The organism is Rosenbergiella metrosideri, from assembly GCF_022602565.1.
Taxonomy (GTDB): domain Bacteria; phylum Pseudomonadota; class Gammaproteobacteria; order Enterobacterales; family Enterobacteriaceae; genus Rosenbergiella; species Rosenbergiella metrosideri.
Window position 1 is genome coordinate 110,295 of sequence record NZ_JALBCV010000009.1, and the last position, 23,514, is coordinate 133,808.

Genomic DNA, 23,514 nt, shown 5'->3' on the forward strand with positions numbered 1-23,514 from the left:
CCTTAGATCGACAGCTTGTTGATACGTTTACCGCCGTAAAGCAGGTTCACAATCGCTCGTGTTCCTACAATCGCCGTAAACATGGAGGTTGCCACCCCAATCGCTGTCGTAATCGCAAACCCTTTAATAGAGCCAGTACCCACAGCATAGAGAATGATAGCCGTAATAAGCGTTGTCACGTTAGCATCGACAATACTGGAGAACGCGCCACGATAACCTTCGTGAATCGCCTGTTGTACTGTCCGCCCGTTACGTAGCTCTTCCTTAATCCGTTCGTTAATCAATACGTTGGCATCAACCGCTACGGCTAGGGTCAAGACAATCCCGGCAATACCCGGCATAGTCAAGGTCGCACCCGGCAACAGAGACATGATCCCGATGATTAAGATTAAGTTTGCAATCAACGCTGTGGTCGCAATGACACCGAATTTCTTATAGAACACCAGCATAAACAGAATCGACACCGCGACACCCCACAAGCATGCATGCAAGCCTTGTTGGATATTCTGTTGCCCCATGGTTGGACCAATGGTGCGTTCTTCAACAATCTGAATCGGCGCGATTAGTGCGCCAGCGCGTAATAGCAGAGAGAGCTGATGCGCTTCATTTGGATTGTTAATGCCAGTGATACGGAAGCTATTAGCAAGACGAGATTGAATGTTCGCCACGTTAATGACTTCTTCTTGTTTCGCTAAAATCGCACGACCGTTGGCATCTTTTTTACCGCTGTCTTTATATTCAACAAACAATGTCGCCATAGGTTTGCCGATATTATTCCGAGTAAAATCAGACATCGTGTTACCCCCCGCACTATCTAGCGAGATGTTAACTTGTGGCTGGTTATACTCATCCATCGTCGAGGTCGAGTCGGTAATGTGATCGCCGGTTAAGACAACACGCTTGTAAAGAACAACAGGTTGTCCATCACGCATGCTCTTCACTTCGGAATCCCCTGGGACGCGTCCTGCGGCAATCGCAGCGGGATCGACCGTAGTATTCACTAAGCGGAATTCCAGTGTCGCGGTTGCGCCCAGAATCTCTTTAGCCCGTGCGGTATCTTGAATTCCCGGTAATTCGACCACAATACGGTCCGAACCTTGACGCTGAACCAGTGGCTCAGAAACGCCTAATTGGTTAACACGATTACGGAGAATAGTGATGTTTTGCTGTACTGCGTATTCACGGGCTTCGCTTAAGCGCGCATCGGTCATGGCCGCGGTAAGTTGGTTACTGCCACGGCTTCTAATCACCAGGTCACGATGGCGCGGGCTTAAGTAGCTTACGGCCGCATCACGTGCTTGGGCATTAGGGAACTGGATCTGAATACCGTAATTATCGATTTTACCGACAGAGGTATAACCGAGTTTCGCGGTACGCAGGTCTCCCCGTAGCGTTTCAGCATTTTGCTCTTGTAGCTTGCCTAAAGCCGTGTCCATGTCCACTTCCATTAAGAAGTGCACACCACCACGCAGGTCTAAACCAAGTTTCATCGGCTCGGCCGAAAGTGCGGCTAACCAACGCGGGGTCGCAGGAGCAAGGTTTAACGCCACCACGTAATTGTTGCCTAACGCGTTAACCAGTGCTTCACGCGCACGCAACTGAATATCGGTATTAGCGAAACGCGCCATGATTGCGCCATTTTCTAATGCGATAGAGCGGGTATCGATATGTTGTTGTTTAAGTACTGTCTGGATCTGATCCATTGTCTGCTCACTGGCAGCGGCGCCCCGCTCACCAGTGATTTGAACAGCCGGATCCTCACCATAGAGGTTTGGAAGTGCATACAACAGGCCGACCAGTAACACGACGATCAGCATGATGTACTTCCATAAAGGATAACGATTTAGCACGGCAGTTCCCTAAGGAAGAGTTCAATTATAATGCTTTCATTGTGCCTTTAGGCAGAACGGCAGCGACGAAATCACGCTTGACAACGACTTCATTGGTTTCATTCAGCGCGATGGCAACATAACCCGTTTCAGAGATTTTAGTTACACGACCGACGAAACCTGAAGTGGTCATCACTTCATCCCCTTTCGCGATAGATTCCATCAGTTTCTTATGCTCTTTTGCACGTTTTTGCTGTGGACGCAAAATCATAAAGAAAAAGATCAGGCCGAACACGACCAACATGATGACCATAGAAAAGCTGCTATTTTGTGCTGGTGCGCCAGCCGCTGCCGCGGCATCAGAAATGAAAAAGCTCATAAACTATCCCTCATTAATTAAAATCAAAATGGTAAAGCTGGCACTTCTTTGCCAATCTTCGTATAAAAGTCAGCAACGAATTCTTCTAACCGATCGTCTTCAATCGCTTGGCGTAATCCTGCCATTAAACGCTGATAATAGCGTAAGTTATGGATGGTATTGAGCCGCGCGCCTAAGATCTCATTACAACGGTCTAAATGATACAGGTAGGCACGAGTGTAGTGCTTACAGGTGTAACAATCACATTCAGCGTCTAACGGTGAGGTATCACTTTTATGCTTAGCATTACGGATTTTTACTACACCGTCGGTCACAAATAAGTGCCCGTTACGCGCGTTTCGTGTCGGCATCACACAATCGAACATATCGATGCCACGACGGACGCCTTCCACTAAATCTTCGGGTTTCCCCACCCCCATTAAATAGCGAGGTTTCTCTTCAGGTAACTGCGGGCAGACATGCTCAAGAATACGATGCATATCGGCTTTAGGTTCCCCAACTGCCAGGCCGCCGACAGCGTACCCATCAAAACCAATCTCTACCAGTCCTTTAACGGAGATATCACGTAAATCTTCGTAAACACCACCCTGTACAATACCGAATAGCGCATTCTTATTGCCTAGCTCATCAAAGCGGTCACGGCTACGCTGCGCCCAGCGTAAGGACATCTCCATCGAACGTTTGGCATAATCCCAATCCGCCGGGTAAGGCGTACATTCGTCGAAAATCATTACGATGTCCGAGCCGAGATCATGTTGGATCTCCATCGATTTTTCAGGATCGAGGAAAATGGGATCACCGTTGATAGGATTCCGGAAATGAACACCTTTTTCGGTAATTTTACGGATGTCTCCCAAGCTGAATACTTGGAATCCACCAGAGTCGGTTAAGATAGGGCCTTGCCACTGCATAAAATCATGCAAATCGCCATGCAATTTCATGATCTCTTGACCTGGGCGTAACCAGAGGTGGAAAGTGTTCCCGAGCAAGATTTGTGCGCCGGTCTCTTTCACTTCTTCGGGGGTCATCCCTTTTACGGTGCCATAGGTGCCAACGGGCATAAAGGCAGGTGTTTCAACGACTCCGCGATCAAACACTAAGCGACCGCGGCGCGCGCGACCATCGCGCTTAATATATTCAAATTTCACAAAACTTCTCCATCAGAGAAACAGTCTGATTAGATGCAAATAAATACGAAGTAAAAACCCCGTTAATCCCGCGACTTAGCCAGCCTACTCTAAATCGCCTTTGCAGATTTTTGCATTTTTGTGCCGATTTGTGTCTCTCGTTTGACACAAAATTGACACACCTAAAATCTAAGCGAAGGATGCTACCACAATCACAAAGATTTCCCTATCCATCAAGCCGGCAATCCTCACCTTCCCCTCTCGCTATCTCCTTCACCATAAATGTCACTACACCTAACACTTTGGCATCATCAAGAGCATCACCCTCGATAATGCCATCGTTAGTTTTGAAAACTCCATCCCCTACTTCGGCAAACATCAGCTTGCCGTTCACGTCGAGCAAAACAGTTCTGCCTTTTTTCACTTTATAGCCCGGTTCGGCCACAGCATATCCCTCATCGGTTGGAATGACGATCGAGGATTGAGTGACATTCATAAGTGAATTGGGAGTAAGTCGTGCTTCAACGTAGTCTATTGCGGGGGATGGGAAGGCCATTTTACAAAACTTTTCCATTAATTACTTTTATTGATCGATTATACAAAAATATCTTACAATTTCATCAGAACATTCCTAGAGGCGTATCCCTTTGAACCAGAAAAAAGATATTAGTGGAATAACATGCCTAAGAGCATTGGCTTGTTTCCTTGTAGTTCTGTGCCATAGCCATTCTTTTGCTAGTAAAATATCCACACCCAACTTAAGCTTTTTTGCCGAATACTCAGATCAACTAGGAACCATAGGGGTTGAGGTATTCTTCATGATAAGTGGCATACTTATGTTTAGTATGCATGGTAACGACTTTGGAAGAGGTATGAGCTTAGATTTTTTAAAAAAACGCTTGATACGAGTCGTTCCAATGTATTACCTGGCTACGGCAATCACTGCCATAGCTTTCTTTGTTAATCCATCATGGTTTTCTTCTACGCAGATTGCTATGAAAGATGTTCTGTACTCGATGTTATTCTTACCATCTTACTACTTAAAAGAATCTGATTCCCTGGTACCAGTGCTAGGTGTAGGTTGGACCTTGTGTTTTGAGATGTTGTTTTACACAATTTTTACGGTAGGCTTAGCGCTAAATAAAACGCGCGGACTAGCTTTAATTTTTTCTTCTATTTTAATTCTGGTTCTAGTTGGGCTTGTGAAGGAAATGAAGCATGATACCTTAATTTACTTTTTTTCAAACAATATTACTATTTTCTTTCTTATCGGTATTTTGATGGAACCGGTTTATACAAAGGGTATTAATATCAATAGGAATTTAAAGGCAGCTATACTCCTGTGTTCCCTTTTAATTGATATTTACGCAAAAAATAAGATTATAAATTTAGTATTCCTACCAGTGTTTTTCATATTTGCTCTTGATTTACTTAGGAATTTAAAGGTTAAGAAAAGCTTAGTATACACTTTAGCTATATCTTCTTATTCAACCTACCTTTTTCATCGATTGATAATGGGTGCAATAAATTCAGTATCTAAACACATCCCTATACTTTCGAAACTACCCCATGAGGTCTACGGCCTAATACTAATCTCTCTATCTCTTTTGATTGGTTACGCTATTTACTTACTCATAGAAAGTAGGATAGCTAAAATAATAAAGTACTTTTCAAACAGAAAATCTGAGATTCTGACAAACATGTCTGTTGGTTGAATTCAGGGGCGTAAGCCCCTGTTATTTACCCTAATAGTTTTTTTAGTTCAGTTTCAGCCTCTGTTATTACTTCCCCACCTTGATAAGTAAAGTTGAAATAAATAACTTCGCTTTCACTATCTCCATAAGATGTTTTATATCCTGCTGATGCCGATAAATCTTGCGATATTGTAACGTTTACCACTTTTACAGTTAATTCGGTTGTAACTGTATCGGTACCTACAATCACACCGCTATCTGGGTCAACCTGATTTACTGATTTTGTTGATGATATTGTGAACGACATTTTTTATCCTTAGCTTGAAGTTATGCCTTTGCCGGGTGATGTTGCGAACCATAGGTCTGAGCCTTTCTCTATTCTAATCAACACGCTATCGAAACCGCCTCTAGCTACATTCCCCCCATAATAGACATAATCAGACGGGTTCCCCATGTGATTAGAAGAACCATTAGCTTTGAGCGTCAGTCCAGCGAAAGAGGTACTTGAGTTCTGAATCACCACATTAAAATATGTGCCAATTGGCATATCTGGTAATTGGTAAATAGTCGCAGCACCAACCGTTGAGTTAACTATGTAAGTGCGACCGTTTCTAGGTACCCAAGAAATAGAGCTTTGATTGATCGCTGTACTTCCAGCATCCGTTACCAGATTTGTTCCAGTGTATGGAGAGGTTACAGTTTCAGTGGACCGGTAAACAGAACTGAGAGACTCGAAGAAAAATTCAATGACTTTATTATTATTAATTCCCCAGCCAATATCAAAATTACCAGGTACAATTGCACCTGTTACGCGTAGATATACACTCCTATCATTACTACGAGTACAGAAATAAAAATTCTTAGGGATATCAGTAGCACTAGGGGTAATAAGCGTTACAGTGAAAGTTGAACTTGCCCAGTAAACAGTATCAGCTCTAGGTATAATAGCTATATTAGATTTTATTTGAACAAAGTTAAGGCGACTCCTTTTAACCGGCAGGTAACCACTACCATTGAGCTGAGCCTTATATAAATCATTCACGCCTTTTTGGTCTAAGGTTAAGTCTCCCCTTACTATTGTACCGTGCCTCATTTTTGGCATTCGCAAAGGAGACATTGCAGAGAACGTCTTAAAGTCAGTTGTGGTTACATATAAAATACCATCAGTTGTACCATTCTGATCAAATCCTACAACCCAAGTGGCATTATCTCGCATTAAGAATGGGAAGCAACCTTCAATACCGCTATAAACGTAGTAGCCACTTGAAGCTGTTCCTGGAGATGTTTTTAATGCGTCAATAGTCCCAAGGTACGTATAGGTCCCATCGATGGTGGAGCATTCGAAAGTATCAATAATGCTATAGTTTTCACGCTTAACAACCTGTATGTACCTACTATTTACTGAATCATATTGAATGTTGGCATCAATCCGTGACCATCCATTCGTTGTGCCAGTATTATCAACTGTATTTAAACGGGTGGGAACAGAGAATTTTAAGCTATCTAAATCTGTTAGTTTACAAATATATGTCCCGAAATAGTTTGCCGTGGATGTGGTTACCGACGAATCCACACCTAGAAGGATGCTGATAGTTAGATAGAGGCTTCCACTTACTGGATCGAAACTAAATTCTGGGGCCCATAATTTTGAAGCTGCGATAGTTCCGGTATCCCAAGATGCAGAATTACTGCATATAGCTGAGCCATTATTTAAAACTATATTGTGCCTATCCCAAGTAACCAAGTCTTCGCTTCTAAATATAATGAAATCTATACCATCGCTAGCAGATGAAGCGGTTACTGAAATAAACCATGAACCCTTATAATAAATAACACTTGGGTCTACACCTTGGTAATCTATTCCAGAAGTGCTCTCAATTCTTATAGGGTCAGACATCGATATCCCATTAGGGGAAGTAAACATATTTATTACATTCGAACCGTTCTCAAAAAATGTCCCATAATAAATTTTAGGGACTTCTTTTAAATACTGTATTTTATCAACTTCTTCGCTAATGCTACTTCCTGAGCCATGATAAGCAACTAAATTACCACCGAGAGTAACATCGCTAGAGGCCAACTCCCCCCTTAAAGCCGCATCACCTACAGAAACAAAATTATCTTTATCTGCTTCCCATGTAGAATCAGTGTTTCCAGTGGTTGTGTAGGGAAGAAAGACGCTAGCTTTTGGACGATAAAACTCACCATTGTACGCAGTGATTTGGTTGCGCGCTGTGAAGGTAATAGGGCCATTAATATAGTCAGATAAAATCACATATCCAGAACTGAGTAGAAACTTCTGGAATCTATCTTCTTGGCTAGATAGTTGCCGTGATGAATCCATTTCAATGCCATGCCACGTTCTGCGCGGACGACCAAACCGGTCAGGCCAACTCTCACTATCCGTATCATCAACGTAGTGGTCGGCGATGGTGGCATTATCAAGTAAGTCGCGTGGGTCTGTAGACCCGAGAGGATTTCCAGTATTAAAGTTTGCCATCAACAGGCCTCATATATGAAAAAACCCGCCGTAGCGGGTTGATGGGATTAGTTAGCTGACGTTACCGGGGTAGGTATCATCATCGTGTTGGTAGAATTTCGGGTCGTAACTGAGAGCAGTGACTTGGCAGGTACCGTCCGCGTCTGGAGATATCTCAGAGATTAACGTGTCGTATCCTGCGCTCTCAGAGCTACAGAACATCACCCGAGGCGGTTCGATTGAGCCTGAATCCATTTCCCATAATTCTGGTGATAGGTTAGCGCTATTCGGTACAGTGAAGGTGAAATCATCAACGCGTGTTGGCGTGAGTAGCCCCGTTGCACTGCCATCTTGCAGCCGGAACAACACCCTCGGGTTAGTAAAGGACCAGTCAAGCCGTTCTGGTGTCTCAATCGTCACCAGTGAATCGGTATATTGCATTCCGACTACTAAGCAACTAATCGTATTACTACCGGGGATATCGTCGGTCACCACCACCCTGTCACCGTAGCGATAACACAGCGCGTCGAGTTCAGTGGAGGTCGAATAGGTACAGCGCTGATAGATGTATTTCATCAAGCGGCGCATCCCAATACGATATGCCCTGTCCTCAGTCACCACACCATCAAGCTTGTAACTCTCGACTTTATTGGGTGTAGGATTATCCGAGGTCCGGCACTGCACTGTTTCCTCAGCCCACGTTGTAGAGTTGATGTACGTCACATCAACGCCGTCATAATCATCCGATGATGGTGCTTTGAATGCGGTAGTTAACTCCTCGGTAGTTTCCTGTGGTGTGATAACGCCACTCCAGTTTTTTACCCCTTCTCGCCCTACCGTTGCCAACCCATCACTAAGATGAAAATACCCCATTCCCGCAGTCGCTATCTTCTGTAAGATATCGAGCATCGAGCTGCTGTCACTGTCGGCAGAATAATCGAACGTCTCTTTGCGCGGCGTCCAGTAACTTGCCTCAAGCGCGTTAATCGCGGCAGTATCAACCTGTGCGTCAGTCGTTGATAGTAAGTGGTTAAGTGCCCCGCTGATACTTCTTGACGGATACCCGTCGTAAAGTCGTGTGGCCACCACGTTGATCCGTCGGTCAGACTGTGCAGCAAGCCTAGTTCCGGTACGAACAGTCACCGCCATCGTGGTAATATCTGCATAGCTATTGGGCCGCGCGGTTAACTTAGCGCGCATGGCTTGCCACTGAATCGAATCGCGGTCGGAACTGTCTACCTCAGTAATCCTCCTTACTCGAAATTCGTACTGGCCTTTAGTCGGTAAATTAAACACCTCTGTGTAGCCAATCTCATTCAGCGTTTTGCCGCCGTAGGACTTTCTTACCTCCGTCCAGTCGCCCCCTGATAACCGGTACTGAATGGCAAGCTCGACAGTTTTCCACTTCTTCTTCCCTTTCTTGTTAAGGTGAGCTAATCCACTGGTAAAGACGAAATTCATCTCTACCATGGAAGTCGTTTCACCGTCAGGGCAACAAAGGAAAGGTCCCATCCAGTTATAGTCGTCGTTATCCCCTGTGACATTCGAATCAAGCAAGGTGCGCTCAGTGAATCCAGGCCAGTTGGTATCAATTTCCGAAGAGTCGCCGTCACTACTAGAGATAAGTCGCTCAACAGAGATAGTCAGGCCATCTATTGCAGTGATGCGGTACTGATTACCTTGCGCGCCAAGTGATAAGCGAATTACCCCAACCGGGACGCCGCTGAATGGTGTACCTGTTGCACTGTCATAAGCGAGAGTGATTGACGGTAGAACCTCTGGTGTGCCGCCCGATGATGCAACGCCTGCAACAATCACCGGAGCACTACCGAATAGCGAAGAAGGAAGCACCGTATGGCCGATACTGTTTCCGCTATATGGGCTATTTTTCTCTTTGATTGAGAGCAGTGTATTGTCACCTGAAGCAAAAAGACCCGAGCCGGTTAACTGGTCGGTAATTTCATCGGCCAATCCCTGCATCGTAACGTAGTTAGCCGTAAGGCTAATCACGTAACTCACTCCTATCCACGTTATCGTGAACGATACTGCTTGCGAGCTAAAATCATAAGTCGTCGGCGCGGCGTTAGCCGTTATGCTCGCCGCATTACCACCTTGACCGGGAATCGCTGCCGAGCCTTTATTGAATGAAGAGATATAAATGTCATACGAGTAGTCATTCCATACTGCCGTAATAGGCATGCCGACATAAGGTGCAAGTTCTGTGAAATCACCATAAATTACAGAGCGCCCCCCTTCGGTTGCTGCGGTGAACGTATCAGGAGCCTCGACATTGATATCTGCACCGACTTTCCAGCTATCTGGAACACTGCTGCCGTCATTGGTATCATCGTCATCATCAGATGTTTCGCCTACCAGTGTGATGTTGTTACCAGAAAAAACTACCGCATCTGAGTTGATGCTGACACTACTCGGTCCAGTGGAGGCTAAATCAAGCCCCGCCGTCCCTGATGTTGTTCCGCCCACTTCAGTCGAGTTGTACCAATTATCAGCACGAGACTCTCCGCTGATATCTGCGCCTGGTGGATAAATGACATAAGACACATCATCCCCAAAACTGGAAACTGGTGTGTTGCCAATCTTAATATCGCTTTGGCTGATTTGCAGATTACCGACACCTAGACTTAGGAACATCTGCGTGCGGTAAATTTGACGGTCTGAACCATCAAAGCGACTAACCGGCTGCACAAGATAATCAGGATAAACACGGTACTTCCCGAAGATTTCTCTAATCGGATCACCAAGTTTTGCTGAGTTGGCCTTAGCAGGATTTAGGTCTAACTGGTCGCCAGTTGATGTGCTTCCCATGCCCTTCATCTGCGTCATCATATAAATCGAGTAGGCGGCAGAGGCTATCGAGACAACAATTGCTATGACCGCCCAAGTGGCGGGATCTGCATAGGGAATGGGGTAAACGCTAACATCATCTTGCGGATGAACTTTGGTATCTTTCCACTCACTTTCGGCAATGTGCTTACCTGCAACTTCAAAGCTCACTCTCTGCTTTTCGCCGAATCGATACCCGGTCACATTTTCACTCATCCATTGATGGATAGTAAGCGACTTATGATGATGGGTTTCGAGTGGCTCACCCGGCAATCTCGATGGGTAAATTCGTATTGTCACGTGTAATACTCCACTTTCTGAAATCGCCAAGTAAAGCGTGATAGTGGCATAAAGGTGATATTGCGCTTTGGATTTGACTCAGCGACTTGAAGCTCGCCATTAATAGGAACGACAACACCTAAGTGGCTAATTAAACCGCCGGAATAACACGCCGCTACTGCGCCTGGTTGCGGCTGGCATGGCGTAATATCACGCTTGAATTCATCACAGAACTCACCCATGCGCTTGCCTTCCTTGATGACTGATTCAAATAGCGGCCAATGTGGCAGACCTAAATCTTTCCTCACCTCATGAACCAAGCCGTAGCAGTCTAGAATCGGAAATACTCTCCCCCCCATCTGCCATTTGACAGTTAGGTACTTGTCGGGATTAAACATGAATTGTCCTTATTGCAGGTAACGCAGTCCGGGGTGATTAGGTAGCGTGTAGCGGTAACGAGGCCATGCACTGTCTAACCAGTTCATATACCCCGCTGTGATTTGCACCTGTAACGATGTCCATTGCCCTGACTTAATCGCCATGGTGTAAGGAATTGATGAAGGTGCGCTTAAATCAGTAGAGATATATTGCCGATAAGTCACCGTGGCGCGGCTGATTGAGTTCAACGCATTGCGGATAGTCGTTGATACCAAGCCATCGATATTGCTCAGTGCAAATTTAAGGTCTTGGGTACCATCAGTATTACGCGCTGGCAGAGCAATATCCATCGCACAAGCGGTAAAGGTCACACTCTCCCCCGCTTCGGTGGTCGCTGTGATATCTTCGTATCCTTCGCACAACAGGAAAACTTCGTTACCGACGTCAATCTGTAGGGTGTTGATAATCACCTCAGGCCCAGATGAAGCATAAAGCCGATTTAACACAGTCATGCTTGTGGCCACTCCCTGTTAATAGCGATGTCGATAATATCTGAACCAATGAGTAACTCTGGATAATTACCCCAATCGACAGGCGGTAACGGTCGCTCCCATAGTTCAAGTGTCGCCGTAAACTGCCAATAAATCGGCGCTACAAGTGTCGGACCTTGATAAATATCGATAAACCGGCACTTGTAATCTTTGGTACCTATCGGAGTCTGCAGCCGCATGTAGAACCAGTTAGCACCGTCGAGTAAGGCATCGCGATACCACGCCTCAAACACCTGCGCCTGCGGGTCGGTAGTGAATAGCCACTTCACAGATGCCTGCGTGGGTGTTGAGGTGTATTTCCTGCGCTGCCTAGCTCGCCCAGATGTTAGATCAGTTCTTTTTAATGGGCTTATCGGCTGGAATCCATACCCATCCTGCTGAGGTAGTGGCAGGTATTGGTGAGGGTAAAATATATCTGCCATTACATTTACCTTAATTAAATATATTATTGAACCTCACCATCATTAAGGAGAGGCTATGGACATCAGTACAAATCACAACCCATTGCGAGGCGGTGGAGATTACGGAATTAGGATTTATGAAGATAGCGAAGATGAATCTGGTTCAAATAACGCCGAGATAAGCATTTACTTAGAAAGTTTCATCGATTCCCGTACCGAGTTAGACCTTGAAATTAAGAAAAGAGCTATAGAATTTCTGCGCAGAGCTGCGGATGAAATTGAAGCAGAGCTCAATAAGTCTTAATTACTCTCTATAGCTCCTAGAGTAATAACCCTTTAGTGACCTACCAAACTGACCTTGGGGATTAATAATTTCCTTGGTTAGTTTGTTCTCTATCTCTTTAGCCATTCTTTGATTGCTTGAGTTAATAGCTAGCAACGTTGAATCATCTGGCTTTCCTGTAAATGTTTGCTGTATTGAAAAATGATTAGTCGTACTAGATTGATTGCTGTTATTAACGTTTTTAGCACCAGTACCGAATCCTGAGCGTGACAACGTAGCATCAAGGCCATTTTTGCGTATCGCCTCAAGGTTACTGACACCAATACGCCGGGTGGCGCCCGCATCCATCACGAACTCCTGACCGTGGACGATGCCAGCCGGTGCGCCAACTCCGCCATTACCTGTATAGCCTCCTGATTGGAATCCGGTAGCAGCTACGCTGGTAATGCTCGATGTGATAGTGCTCATCAAGCCAACAACTGAGGCGATAGCAGCTAAGTTTTGCGGGAACGGTAAGTTAGCCATTGCCTGACCCATAGCCATAGGTAGTTGTAAACTAGCTTGAGCGATTGCAAAGGCTTTTTGAGTGGCGAATGCGACCTTGTAAGCGGCTGATTGCTGCCCAAACATTAATCCCATTGAATCTGTAATACTTGAGAAAGATGTTTGTGCTGAAGCGAACTCTGTAGCGTATAGAGCTGTGCTAATTGCCTTCTGGTTGTCTGCGCCTTTGGTGTGAAGATCTAATAGCGAAGCTTGCCTTTGCTGCTCATTCATCGTGGAGCTTTGATTGATGGCCTTCTCTTGGTCATTAAGCCACTTGGCATAGTCAGTCTGCGCTTGTCGTAGCTTGTTGATGGTTTCTAACTGCGGGTTAGACTGTAGGCCAATCATGTTTAAGCCTTGTCCAGTGAGATCACTATTTGTTGCCCCGGACTTGAGGGTGCCACCAGCTGAGTTAACGCCAGAAATAACTGAATCAGGTAACGCAGATTTACTAATGAGGTCGCTCGCCTGTTTGGCAGCATCCTCAGGTGATAGTTTTTTTAGGTCTACCATCTTTTGTAGGATAGTTAAGCGTTTTTGCAGCGTGTCATTCTGTTTAACTTCCTTTGATGATATATCAATCATCATCTTGCGGTAGTCGTCTAGAGTAGTGACTTGATTCTGGAGTGTCTCTTGCGTCTTGTAGGCTTGCTCAATCTTTTTCTGATTATCGAGTAGTGATTGCTGGTCATTGGTGATCGGCAGATTTTTTGCAACTCGCGCCTGAATATCAGCAATTTGCCGCTCAAATTTAACTCTCTGCTGAGTGATAGCTGACAACTTGTCCGTAGTATTCAGTTGTAAGGTCATGGCTGCGCTTTGCTGATTAATCTGGTCTATCAATCGAGTCCCGGCGTCTTCGGTATAGGCTTTTGGTTGGCGGCCTTTTCTTTCTTTAGGCTGAGCTGGGTCTTTGTACTTGTCATCAATGTTCTGCCTGAGAGTGGCTTCCTCGGACGCACTGATACTTATACCCGCCGCTCTAGTTTTCTTGAGCGCCTCAGTTAATTGATTTTGCTCTTTCGTTCTTCTCTGGGCATTATTTAAGGATTGGTCTTGTAGATTATTGATGAATTGCTGTGCTTTTATACCGTCTTGCTGCTGTTGGTCATGCTTGGAAATAATATCGTTAAGAGTGTTTTCTGTAGTGGCCTGTCCTTGCAATATCGAAAGCTGTCTTTTTAGCGCATATAATCTTTTCGCGTCTGCTCCCGCCATAAAGCGAATGCTTACGGTTGGATTTGATAGATCGTTTATTTCAGACTGAACCTTACTTATTTGGTCTTGGATGGTTTCTTTTCTTCCAATTCCTTGCATCGCATCCCACGCACCTAATGCCTGTTTCGCTACAAATGACCAAGTTTGGCCTAAAGCATTTAAGTTATTACCTATATCTTTCGCCCTGCTATTTACAGCGTTCGCATAAGTGTCTGTGGCTAATCGCGCCGCATCCTGCTGATTGCCTTCGTCAGACAATGCTTTAATTTGATTGTATGTCGCAAGGGTGAGGAAATGGTACTGGTCATTTAGCTTACTAATCGCCTGTACTGGGTTTTCTGCAATGGACTCGAAGTCGGACACCATCTGAGTGGTTGCCTGACCTGTAACACTGCTCATATTAACGATAGAGCCAGCGACTTTTTGCAGTGAATCACCCGCGATACTCCCAGCCGATACCAATTGATTGAGAACGTCAGCCGCAGCGCCTTGAGTCGAACCAGTAGCAAGGCTAACATTCCTAGCCATATCCGATAGCTGACCGGCTGTTTTGCCAACCTGATTACCGGTTAGGATAAGGCTTTGCTGGAAGGCCTCTTGTTCTTGCTGTCCTTGATAATATGCCAGCCCTAATACCCCAACTGCCGCCGCGCCAAGAGTGAATGGGTTTATCAGCCCAGCCACATAGCCGCCAACACCTTTAATTGCTGGCCCGATACCGCCGAACATATCCTTTAACTGTCCGCCTTGTTGCATAAGCACTGTAAATGGTGATTGGCCGCTGGATAATCCGACAACTATATCGGTCATCTGTGCGGGTATCATTCGCATCGCCCACGCTGCTTGCTTAGATGATTGACCTGTTTTAACTAATTGTTCTGACATCTGCCCCAGACGGGAACGAGCGTCGTCAATTTTTTTACTGTAAGCGTCAAAGGTGTCAGTATCGAGAAATCCTTTTGATTTAAATTTCGCTAATTGCTGCTGTTGCTGGTCAAGTTTATTTAGCGCGGCGTTAACAGGGTCGATGCGGTCAAGTAGCTGAGATAAAGCCTGTGATTCGTCCTGCGTGGCCTTAGTGACCTTTCCAGCACCATCAGCAGCCTTTTGACCTGCTTGTGTTAATTTAGCCAAAGAGCTTGCGAGAGTTTCTGTGTTTTTCTGTGCGCCGGAGCTATCGATAATGACGGCGAGGCGTGAGGTTTGTTCTGCCATTTACTATTCTCCGGGCAATAAAAAACCCCGCCGAGGCGAGGTTAGTAGTTTTAGTTTAAAGTTACTTTTGTGGCAATTGGCTAATAAAGCGTTGCAATGCAAAATATGCAGCAGATGATTTATTACCGTCCTTCAACGTGCCTGTCAGCGACCCGTCAGATAACGTGGTTATTCTAATCATTGATGTATTCGCTGCCAGCAACTTACGGAGGTCGGCAATAGATATTGCAAACCCCCGTGTTGATGTTGGCATATTCACGGACGTGCTTTCAGGATACATTTGCTCTAGTTTAGTAATAGTATCCAATGCCTGAAGGTTAATGACATCTTTATCTGCCTTTACCTCAGCTGTTTCTAAGTTCATGTATTTAGCATACGTCACTAAGTTAAGCTCAACATAGTCTGGAGACTTGCTCGTCCATAACGCCCCTACCGATATGCAGCAATCTGCACCATGAGGCTGCAAGGTGATTACCTTAGATCCATCAAAATTATCAATACTCGTTTCAGGATTTAACCCGAAGTTACTAGAGCATCCAGTTATAAACAAAGCCATCAAAGCAGCAGTAATAAATTTCTTCACACCTAATCCCCATTAGTAAAGTTAAGAGCAATCCTAATGTGAATTAAGTGCAAAGGGAAGTAAGGACTATCAATCATCATCCTCTTCGCTCTCTTCATCGCTCTTCATCACTTCTTCGCGGTAAACATCGTCGAGTGCAAATATTGCTTGCTCGAATAGCTCTCGGTTTATTTGAACTGGTCTACTACGGAGATATGTGTCGATGTCATTTAGAGAGAGTGGAAGCGGTGAGGCTGCCATGCCAGCATATTGCCTACCACGGCTGATTACCGAATAGGCTGAGAGAATAAGACCTGTTAACTCGTCAATCTCAGGTTCATCGGCTGGCTTGAATCCCAAACGCTCCTCTCGCCATCGGTTGCGCTCACCCTCTGGACCAGAGTATCGGCTAAGCCACTTCTGCGCGGCTAGGACTTTCCCACTGATTCTTCTTGCTGCTCTTTGATGCCTTGAGCGATGTCAGAACCGGTTTTGAGGATAGCCCAATATAGGTCTGGTTTTTGCTTGAGCAGAGCCAAACCATGCTCAGGCGTGTAATCAATGGCGACCTCTTTTCCGTCAACCAGCTCACCGACACCCTGCCAATCGATCAGCAAATGCTTGGCACAAGTCTCAAGTAGCAAGTCATCTAACGAGTCAACATCACCAATGGTAGATAAGTCGAAATCCTTGGTGCCAACATTGAATGAGGCATCGAGCGCTGAAATATGTCGGCGAACAATCGAGTTAGTAGACTTGAACCCGTGCGATTCAACACTGCCCACTTTTAACTTAAGCCCTTTGACTGGCTCAATCCATCGGGTTTCATCTGCGTCTAAACGCTTATTGATAATTAACATAGTACCTCTGCATAAAAAGGCCCGATCCGCTATGCAGCGCGTAACGGGCAAATGGTTAAATTATTAAGCTGCTGTGACTGTCACGGTTGATGTAGCGGTTACGTTTCCTGCCTTGGCAGTGATGGTCACCTGTCCTGCTGCGACACCCGTTACCACACCCGTGGATGCGTTAACAGTCGCCTTAGTAGTGTCACTTGAAGACCAGGTAACTGTTTTATCAGTCGCCGTGGTCGGTGTGACCGCCGCAGAAAGAGTTGTGGTAGCGCCCACAGCCACGGAGGCTGTCGTAGGCGTAACAGTCACCCCAGTAACAGCAACCGCTGCTGGGTTGCGCGTAATGGTTGGCGGCGTATCAGAGCCAGTGATGTTCAGCTGGACCTGCACAATGTCAGTGTTACCACCATCAGGCCAATCGCCATCTACTTGCACCGATGGAAAATCGAAAGTATACGATCCTTCATCATTGGAGATAGTGAAGCTAAACGGCATAGCCTCGCCAGTCAGCGTCTTCTTCCACGCTTGGTAAGCAGCCTTCGACCACGACAGCGTAATCTGCCCAGACGGCGTGAAGGTCGTCGGGATATTCGCGCCCGCAAAGCCTGTGCCGGTACCGATACAACGCTGAGTTTGCAGGTTGTTATCGAACTGAATGTTGAAGGTATCAACGCAGAAGCCGTCACCACCCGTTACACCATTTAGGCTAATGGCGGTAACTTGCTTGAATGAATAGCGAAGTTTTCCCGCGGCATCCGTAGGTGTTCCGAAATAGCTTGAGTCGTCGCCCTTATCTTCCCAACCGAGGCCGGCAAGTGTAATCGTTGCCTGCAGGTCGCCATCATTGGGAATCTCAAGCTGGAAAGTACCAACCTGACAGCCTGTAGCAATTGACGACACGCCGATATCAGAGGCAAATGAGGCCACTGAGAATGCGATACGGTTGTTACCCATCGTCAGGACGTTATCAACCCAGTCATTACCGAAACATGATGCTAAGAAGTCATCGTGCTGGCCGTAACGGTATTTGCAAACGACATCGCCGCCGACATCGGTAGTACCAGGCGATCTCCCCTGTGCCATTCTGGTACCGCCAATCTCGTCATTGTCGATCATGTTTTGCGTAGGTTTCACCCCGTAGGATGAGCGTTTTAGTAGCAGCCATGCCGGATTATCTGGCGTGGTGCCGGGTGTTGTTTCACGGCAATAAGCCGTCTGTACTTTGGCTCCGCTCGACACGGCTACCTCCTATTGATTTATAAAGCCCTGAAAGGGATTTGAAGATTTAACTGTGACCAACCATCTGTTTCACCAACCTCAACCGCTGACACGGCGAAATAATCCAGAGCGCCGTCGGCCTGCCACTCGAACAACTCTCGCAACTTATCGGCTGTTTCGGTGATGAGCAGCGAGCGGGAGCCGACCGGAACGAATAACTGGATGATGATAATTCCGCTACGGTGCGTTACCGGACCGTCACCAATCTCGACAGCCGCAGCCATGCCGGGTAAGTTAGATAGCCGCGCCCAGATTGATTTTCCGCTAGGGTCGAATGTCGGGTCGTTAGGGTAAGTCACAGAACTTGCAGGCATAGCAGCCTGCGCCGTCATACGCTTTATGACAGCATTACGTATCTCTGTGAGTGTCATTTGTAGGCCTGTGATACTCCGTGGAAGGAAACAGCATAAATGCCTTCTGGTGCCTGCTTGGAATGGTCGCCAGATTCAAGCCTTTCGGCATACGGTCTGTTGTTTTGAATGTAAATGATTGAATAGGGATTGGCTTTTGCAAGCGCAGCCTGACCTTTGGCTATGGTCGATTGACCATCGTTATCTATTTCATCTGTGTAGGTGTAAATAGGCTCGCCAATACTGACTTGGTTATTCGCACGAAAAGCACCGCCTACGTACCCGGGTGGCGCCTTACCTTTCCATAGGTCAGGGTTGCCAACTGGCGACCTAATAACAATCTCCCGAAGCATTGCGAGCCCTAAGATTCGCGTGTACTTAACGAGGTCATTTTCTACCAATCCGACAAATGATGACGGGTCAAAATCCCAACCTTGCGCCATGCTAAGCCCTCCGCAGTTGAACTGAGTAAGTTGCCTCAGCAGGGTCGCTGCCAACGTTAATCACTTTGTATGATTGGCTGGTATGCGTAACGAGGTCAGTCGTCGTGATGATATGGTCAACCTTAGGCGGCTCACTCACCTCGTTTTGCAACGCTGTAAGCTTAATGTCACCGCTCAGGATATTGACGCCATCAATGCGCTTAACATCGTACTGCCCTAAGACACCGCGCCCCGTATAATTGTGAGTGACCTGATTGGATTGCTCGGTAACAGGGTCGTAATCACCTTCTGTCACATAGCTGCCCGTGAATGGGAAAACCGCATCAGATAACTTGCTATTAAAAGCCTTGGCTACTTTCGATTGGACCTTGTCACGAATACCCATCAGCGATACACCCTAAACTTGAGTGGATTCGAACGCCAAGGAGCGAGTAGCGCCAATGCGAGTTGCAAGTCAGGGTCCAGTAATGAATCAGCACTGATCGTGCCGCCCGTGTAGTAGGTTTCAGTTACCTCTACCGTATCAGCCTTAACTGATTCACTAGCCAGAACGCCGCTTGATTCCTTCTGAGTGTACAGGTTTCCGGCAGCCGCAACCGATGCGACATAAGCGCCAGCCTGCTTCACTTCATCGGGAATATCTACAAGGTTAATCCCCTGAAGTTTCAGCGCCGACAGCCAAGCATTCGCCATCAGAATTGCTTTCGGCTTTGCGCTGTCGCTTGCCCACTCGCTCCCTAACAACGTGTCCACTTCGGTTACTGTTATGTACTGTGCCATGCTAGCTCCAATACAGCCCCACTACTGGGGCTAGAGTAGATTAACCGCCTGTGGCGCCACCTTCAGATGAACCATTATCAGCACCGCCAGCAGTCACCTTGACGGTAACCTGTGGGTCAGTAATGCCGTAATCAGCGCCTGACTTTGTTTCGTCGTAGATTGTTTCAGCACCTAGCGCCGACTTCGACTCATCGGCGTAAGCGCGTTCACTTGGGTAAGTGTATTTGTAGTCTGGAGTTACCAGATTCTTTGGCGTAGACATTGCAGACCTCCTTACAGGTTGCTAATCAGGAAGCGGAATCCGGTATCAAGCGGATCGAGGGTTAATTCCCAGTTGGCTGCTTTTTGCAGGTCGCCCCACGATGCAGACAGCGATTGACGCTCGGTACCACCGGTTAAGGTATTTTCTGCAGCGATGAAGCTGAAGCCTTGCGGATGGATTACCATGTTGCGGCGAGTCCACAGCACGCGATCACCGGCACCGTTTGATGTCGATGCGGTACGCTCAACTTCTAGGTCATCGTTACCTGCGGTTTGTGCGTAGCTGAATGCGCCAGCGCCAGCCAAGAGTGAAACGTATTTAGCGTTTGCACCTGTGCCGATTTTGGTACCCAGTTCAGACTCAACCAGCGCGCGACCGTTGTACACGGTTACCGGTGGGATATTGGCCTGAGTTTGCAGTAGTTCCGCTTGGTTGTTCTTACGAATCTTCGCAGCAACTTGCGGGTGAACTACCATTACGCCATTTCCACGGTTAGCTGGGCGCATGGTTGCCTCAACATCAACGAAAGCGTCGAAAGAGAAGCCTGTAGCCGCCGTGGCAGTCGCCGCACTGATGTCTGTGGTTAGCTTCTTACCATTTGCTTGGTCGTAGTTACGTAAACCGGCTAGAGTGGCGCGAGCGCGGTTTTCCGCAGAGTTAAGCCATAATTGGTTTAACTTCCCACCAATTAACTCAAGGGCATTCACTTGGGTCAGGTAGCGCTGCAAAGAGGCTTCGCGGAACGAATCGTTAAGGTAAGCGACGCGGCCCTGCATTGAACCACCTTCAATATCGCGAGGCATCGCAATATCGGTGTAGATGGTGTTCCCGTAGTTTGGCTCTAATCCTGCGTCGATGCCGCCGATATATGGCACAACGAAGGTCGGTGAGCCGCCAGATAGTAGCGTGCTCAAGCGAGAGTCTGCTACGAAAGCGCCTGATTGTACGAAAGGTGATGGTACGAGTGGGTCAACGTCCATATAGGACATCATGACCGGGCGATTAAATACTTCTAAAAGTGAAACTTGGGCCATAAGATTTTATTCCTCAATATTTGCTAAATTGCCCAGAGGCTAAAGCTCGCTGATAACCTTGCGGGTCACGCTGTGCGAACTCTGCTCGCTCTTCGGCGGTCATTTGTTTTGGTTCTTTCGTAGGACTCCCACGGAAGTTGGCAGCCCCGCCGCCGTTTGCTTGTGAGCCGCGAATCAATGCAGACCATCGCGGGTCATTGGTGAACTCTTGCTTTAACTGGTCCACGGTGCTCACTGTTAGGTTTCCGCTTGCATCAGTGACTCGCACCTGCCCATCAACTAGCTTTAATCGGCGCGTAACGAACTCTGAGAGGATTTCAGCGTTTGCACCGTCAGCAATATCAGTTGCCAGTTTGATAGCCGTCTGATTGATGCTGCTTTGCTCTACCTGTTGCTGTAGGGCTTGGTATTTTTGCTGCCATTCAGCGGTTGCTGATTGGCTAGACTCGAATAGCTGTTTGTAATTACCTTCTGCGGCAAGTCTTTCCGCTTCTTCACGCGCTTTTTCCTCTTCGGCTTGTCGGCGCTTGGCTTGCTCTGCTTTCTTTTCGGTCAGCAGCGTGTCGAGTTGAGCTTTCAAGCCGGTCACATCCTCACCTTGAGGCAGACCTTCTACAGCCAATTGATACACTTCGCCGCTCTGCGTATAGAAACCTTGCTGGCTTTCTTCGAGTTGTGCGAATTCCTCAGAGGTAATCTGATATTTGAGCATTACATTCTCCTGAATGAATGGTTACTGGCCCTGCCAGTGATTGATATGGATTAATTCAGGCCTGCAAGCTCGAAAGCGTGCGGCTCTAATTCCTTGAGTTGGTCGAGGGTGTATTGCTTACCGGTTTCACCGTCTACGAACCTATCCAGCGTTAAATCACCTTTGCTGAACAACTGGTAACGTTTATCGCCTAATACTTCTCGTTGGAAGCTAACAGGCTGACGAGCTAGCCAGTCACCATAGGTCGTTTTACTGCTAACCTGTTGCGCGCCATCTGGGCCAACTGCTGGGCGAACGGAGCCGGGTATCTCTCGGCGATATTCTTCCTTGAGTACAGGCACCTGTGTTGTTCGACAGCGCCAGTGATACGGCGGTGATGGACCGTCTAGCGGGATGATTCGATGGTCGATTGAGCGACAGAATGCCGTAGTGCGACCGTCGAGTGTGGCGATATCCTGCTTGCCTTCCAATATATCGTCATTCTCGCTGAAGGTTTGATTGCGAGCCGATGCCGAAACATGGTTGGTTAGCGTACTGACTAGCGATGATGCCTGTTCTTCATGCGATACACCGAGCGAGGTTAAGCGGCGCACTATCTGCCGTGAATCCTCACCCATCGCTGCACCTAATCCGATTTCACTGATGATATCTGCCGTCTTCTTGGTGCCGAACTGCGCCAGTGCGCCAGCAATGTTGATTGATTGACGACTTTTGCCGACCAGTAATTCAAGAGGGTCGGTAAGCACTGCTGCCGCAATCATTTCGACCGATGGCTCGGCGAGCTTAACCGAGGCTTTGACTACCTGACCGAGCAGTTTAGTATTGAAAGTGAACTCGTATTGCGCGAAATCACCGTAATCAATGCGCTGCTGCTCTGCCATGTCGCCGTAGATAGCTCTCAAATCGTTACTGAGCGTTTCTATCTGCCTTTGGTATCTCGCACTCTGGTATTGGCTCAATCCACCCTGTACGGTCTTTTTAGCGCGGTTAATGGCCTTACGAACAAACTTAACCGCCTTGGTAGTTAAACCCGACCCGAATCGCTGAACATAAACCTGATGCCGGACGGCGCTATCAGTAAGATGACCGTCTGCACTCATGGCTATTCATCCTCTTCGGTTGCGTCTGTGGTTGCGCCAGATACTGGCGGTTCCGCTTCCCGTTCAGTATCGATTTCATCATCTGTCCGGTCGGCGTCAATAATCGCAGCCTGCCGCAAGTTGGTGCGAATATCGGACTTGGCAATGATGCCCTGCTGCCAGAGTTGAACCTGCGCGAGAATCATCTGCGAGTCCATGGATTCATCAAAGAACTCTTGATTTAGCCAGAACACAATGACGTCAGGTGTTGGATTGCCGGACATATAGAGCTGAACATCGAGCAATGCAGACTTAATCGCCTCTGAAACGTTACCAGCAATCGTACCTAGCACGCTATTGTCGCTGCTGTAGCGAATCCTCGCCGCTTCGGCTGTCTCGTTCTGACCAGACTGCTGAACAATACGAGCACCAATCATCAGCATCTGGTTTTCTTTGTCCTGCATCAATGTGCGGGATAGATTGCCTTCGCTGGCTTGCAGCATTTGCGCTGTGCCTACCTTGCCAAGGCAGTATCCACTGGTCGAACCGATTTGGATTCCATTTGGGTTCCACTCCTCAAACTCCGAAGGCTGTATGTCAGTGGTGAAAATCAATGTCGGTTGGCTGCTAATAAATCCAGACTCCTCTACCGTGGCGCTGTTGCCATAGTGAAGAATGTTTACCTCTGCCAAGTCCTCAAGCGGTGACTTATCAATGCAGGCATCGTTATTTTCGGAACCGTAGAAATAAAACGGGATGTGGTCGAATGTCTTGCCGTTGTAATCGGTCGGGTAAGTGTCGAGAATCGGTACATCTTCGCTTTCACGCCAAACACGGTGCCGATAAGTACCATCATCTAGCGTCAATGCGCGATATTGCATCTTAGTTTCGAATGTGAACTCGTCACCATCATCAACGTGATAAAGCTCAGCAAAGA

26 protein-coding genes are annotated in these 23,514 nt (G+C 47.0%); 2 read left to right on the forward strand and 24 right to left on the reverse strand.

All coding sequences use genetic code 11. From position 1 onward, the window contains the following. Positions 1 to 2 precede the first annotated feature (2 nt). From secD to MKR94_RS10600, 4 genes are all read right to left on the reverse strand, one after another. Entirely contained in the window at positions 3 to 1,850 is a 1,848-nt protein-coding gene (gene secD / locus MKR94_RS10585) for a protein translocase subunit SecD (RefSeq protein ID WP_099822587.1), read from the reverse strand. Between the two features lie 25 nt (positions 1,851 to 1,875). Further along, positions 1,876 to 2,208: a preprotein translocase subunit YajC gene (gene yajC / locus MKR94_RS10590; RefSeq protein WP_062811989.1), complete on the reverse strand. Its 333-nt coding sequence runs from the start codon at positions 2,206 to 2,208 to the stop codon at positions 1,876 to 1,878. A 23-nt stretch (positions 2,209 to 2,231) separates the two neighbouring features. Further along, positions 2,232 to 3,356, reverse strand: a complete 1,125-nt coding sequence (gene tgt, locus MKR94_RS10595) for a tRNA guanosine(34) transglycosylase Tgt (RefSeq protein ID WP_099822588.1) — start codon at positions 3,354 to 3,356, stop codon at positions 2,232 to 2,234. A 205-nt stretch (positions 3,357 to 3,561) separates the two neighbouring features. After that, positions 3,562 to 3,909: a hypothetical protein gene (locus tag MKR94_RS10600; protein WP_241646866.1), complete on the reverse strand. Its 348-nt coding sequence runs from the start codon at positions 3,907 to 3,909 to the stop codon at positions 3,562 to 3,564. 73 nt (positions 3,910 to 3,982) lie between these two features. On the opposite strand from MKR94_RS10600, the gene MKR94_RS10605 reads away from it, so the two are divergent. Beyond that, the gene (locus tag MKR94_RS10605) at positions 3,983 to 5,050 is read left to right on the forward strand and encodes an acyltransferase family protein (RefSeq protein WP_241646867.1); all 1,068 of its coding nucleotides are present in this window, start codon (positions 3,983 to 3,985) and stop codon (positions 5,048 to 5,050) included. 25 nt (positions 5,051 to 5,075) lie between these two features. Here the strand turns inward: MKR94_RS10605 and MKR94_RS10610 are convergent, their stop codons facing one another. The 6 genes from MKR94_RS10610 to MKR94_RS10635 are packed head-to-tail and all read right to left on the reverse strand — an operon-like array spanning position 5,076 to position 11,982. Continuing rightward, the gene (locus MKR94_RS10610) at positions 5,076 to 5,336 is read right to left on the reverse strand and encodes a hypothetical protein (protein WP_241646868.1); all 261 of its coding nucleotides are present in this window, start codon (positions 5,334 to 5,336) and stop codon (positions 5,076 to 5,078) included. 9 nt (positions 5,337 to 5,345) lie between these two features. Further along, positions 5,346 to 7,529 (reverse strand): glycoside hydrolase family protein, encoded by a 2,184-nt coding sequence (locus MKR94_RS10615; RefSeq protein WP_241646869.1) that lies wholly within the window; start codon positions 7,527 to 7,529, stop codon positions 5,346 to 5,348. 51 nt (positions 7,530 to 7,580) lie between these two features. After that, positions 7,581 to 10,652 (reverse strand): host specificity factor TipJ family phage tail protein, encoded by a 3,072-nt coding sequence (locus MKR94_RS10620; RefSeq protein WP_241646870.1) that lies wholly within the window; start codon positions 10,650 to 10,652, stop codon positions 7,581 to 7,583. Then, entirely contained in the window at positions 10,649 to 11,029 is a 381-nt protein-coding gene (locus MKR94_RS10625; protein ID WP_241646871.1) for a nitrite transporter, read from the reverse strand. Before MKR94_RS10625 ends, MKR94_RS10620 begins: the two co-directional genes overlap by 4 nt. A 9-nt stretch (positions 11,030 to 11,038) precedes the next feature. Then, positions 11,039 to 11,521, reverse strand: a complete 483-nt coding sequence (locus MKR94_RS10630) for a DUF1833 family protein (RefSeq protein ID WP_241646872.1) — start codon at positions 11,519 to 11,521, stop codon at positions 11,039 to 11,041. After that, a complete protein-coding gene (locus MKR94_RS10635) occupies positions 11,518 to 11,982 on the reverse strand; it encodes a hypothetical protein (RefSeq protein WP_241646873.1) in 465 nt (154 codons plus the stop codon). Before MKR94_RS10635 ends, MKR94_RS10630 begins: the two co-directional genes overlap by 4 nt. Positions 11,983 to 12,037: 55 nt before the next feature. Between MKR94_RS10635 and MKR94_RS10640 the strand changes: the two genes are divergently transcribed. Continuing rightward, positions 12,038 to 12,265: a hypothetical protein gene (locus MKR94_RS10640; protein ID WP_099824133.1), complete on the forward strand. Its 228-nt coding sequence runs from the start codon at positions 12,038 to 12,040 to the stop codon at positions 12,263 to 12,265. On the opposite strand, the gene MKR94_RS10645 is transcribed toward MKR94_RS10640, so the two are convergent. From MKR94_RS10645 to MKR94_RS10710, 14 genes are all read right to left on the reverse strand, one after another. Then, positions 12,266 to 15,223, reverse strand: coding sequence for a phage tail length tape measure family protein (locus MKR94_RS10645; RefSeq protein WP_241646874.1), 2,958 nt, complete (start codon positions 15,221 to 15,223; stop codon positions 12,266 to 12,268). It lies immediately after the preceding gene. 61 nt (positions 15,224 to 15,284) lie between these two features. Continuing rightward, on the reverse strand, positions 15,285 to 15,806 hold the full coding sequence (locus MKR94_RS10650; RefSeq protein WP_241646875.1) for a hypothetical protein: 522 nt from the start codon (positions 15,804 to 15,806) through the stop codon (positions 15,285 to 15,287). 69 nt (positions 15,807 to 15,875) lie between these two features. Continuing rightward, the gene (locus tag MKR94_RS10655) at positions 15,876 to 16,145 is read right to left on the reverse strand and encodes a hypothetical protein (protein ID WP_241646876.1); all 270 of its coding nucleotides are present in this window, start codon (positions 16,143 to 16,145) and stop codon (positions 15,876 to 15,878) included. Between the two features lie 68 nt (positions 16,146 to 16,213). Beyond that, positions 16,214 to 16,645 carry a hypothetical protein gene (locus MKR94_RS10660; protein ID WP_241646877.1) on the reverse strand — a complete coding sequence of 144 codons (432 nt, stop codon included), beginning with the start codon at positions 16,643 to 16,645 and terminating at the stop codon, positions 16,214 to 16,216. Between the two features lie 63 nt (positions 16,646 to 16,708). After that, the gene (locus MKR94_RS10665) at positions 16,709 to 17,878 is read right to left on the reverse strand and encodes a phage tail tube protein (protein ID WP_241646878.1); all 1,170 of its coding nucleotides are present in this window, start codon (positions 17,876 to 17,878) and stop codon (positions 16,709 to 16,711) included. A 17-nt stretch (positions 17,879 to 17,895) separates the two neighbouring features. Further along, positions 17,896 to 18,288 (reverse strand): phage tail terminator-like protein, encoded by a 393-nt coding sequence (locus tag MKR94_RS10670; RefSeq protein WP_241646879.1) that lies wholly within the window; start codon positions 18,286 to 18,288, stop codon positions 17,896 to 17,898. Beyond that, positions 18,285 to 18,710 carry an HK97 gp10 family phage protein gene (locus tag MKR94_RS10675; protein WP_241646880.1) on the reverse strand — a complete coding sequence of 142 codons (426 nt, stop codon included), beginning with the start codon at positions 18,708 to 18,710 and terminating at the stop codon, positions 18,285 to 18,287. Before MKR94_RS10675 ends, MKR94_RS10670 begins: the two co-directional genes overlap by 4 nt. Before the next feature lies 1 nt (position 18,711). Beyond that, on the reverse strand, positions 18,712 to 19,095 hold the full coding sequence (locus tag MKR94_RS10680) for a glutamate 5-kinase (protein ID WP_241646881.1): 384 nt from the start codon (positions 19,093 to 19,095) through the stop codon (positions 18,712 to 18,714). Beyond that, positions 19,095 to 19,490, reverse strand: coding sequence for a protein singed (locus MKR94_RS10685; RefSeq protein WP_241646882.1), 396 nt, complete (start codon positions 19,488 to 19,490; stop codon positions 19,095 to 19,097). Before MKR94_RS10685 ends, MKR94_RS10680 begins: the two co-directional genes overlap by 1 nt. Positions 19,491 to 19,530: 40 nt before the next feature. Further along, the gene (locus tag MKR94_RS10690; protein ID WP_241646883.1) at positions 19,531 to 19,752 is read right to left on the reverse strand and encodes a hypothetical protein; all 222 of its coding nucleotides are present in this window, start codon (positions 19,750 to 19,752) and stop codon (positions 19,531 to 19,533) included. Between the two features lie 11 nt (positions 19,753 to 19,763). After that, on the reverse strand, positions 19,764 to 20,786 hold the full coding sequence (locus tag MKR94_RS10695; protein WP_241646884.1) for a hypothetical protein: 1,023 nt from the start codon (positions 20,784 to 20,786) through the stop codon (positions 19,764 to 19,766). Between the two features lie 13 nt (positions 20,787 to 20,799). Then, on the reverse strand, positions 20,800 to 21,498 hold the full coding sequence (locus tag MKR94_RS10700) for a hypothetical protein (RefSeq protein ID WP_241646885.1): 699 nt from the start codon (positions 21,496 to 21,498) through the stop codon (positions 20,800 to 20,802). Positions 21,499 to 21,548: 50 nt separating this feature from the next. Beyond that, positions 21,549 to 22,598, reverse strand: coding sequence for a phage head morphogenesis protein (locus MKR94_RS10705; RefSeq protein WP_241646886.1), 1,050 nt, complete (start codon positions 22,596 to 22,598; stop codon positions 21,549 to 21,551). 2 nt (positions 22,599 to 22,600) lie between these two features. Further along, positions 22,601 to 23,514: DUF4055 domain-containing protein (locus MKR94_RS10710; RefSeq protein ID WP_241646887.1), on the reverse strand; the 914-nt coding region annotated here is incomplete at its 5' end.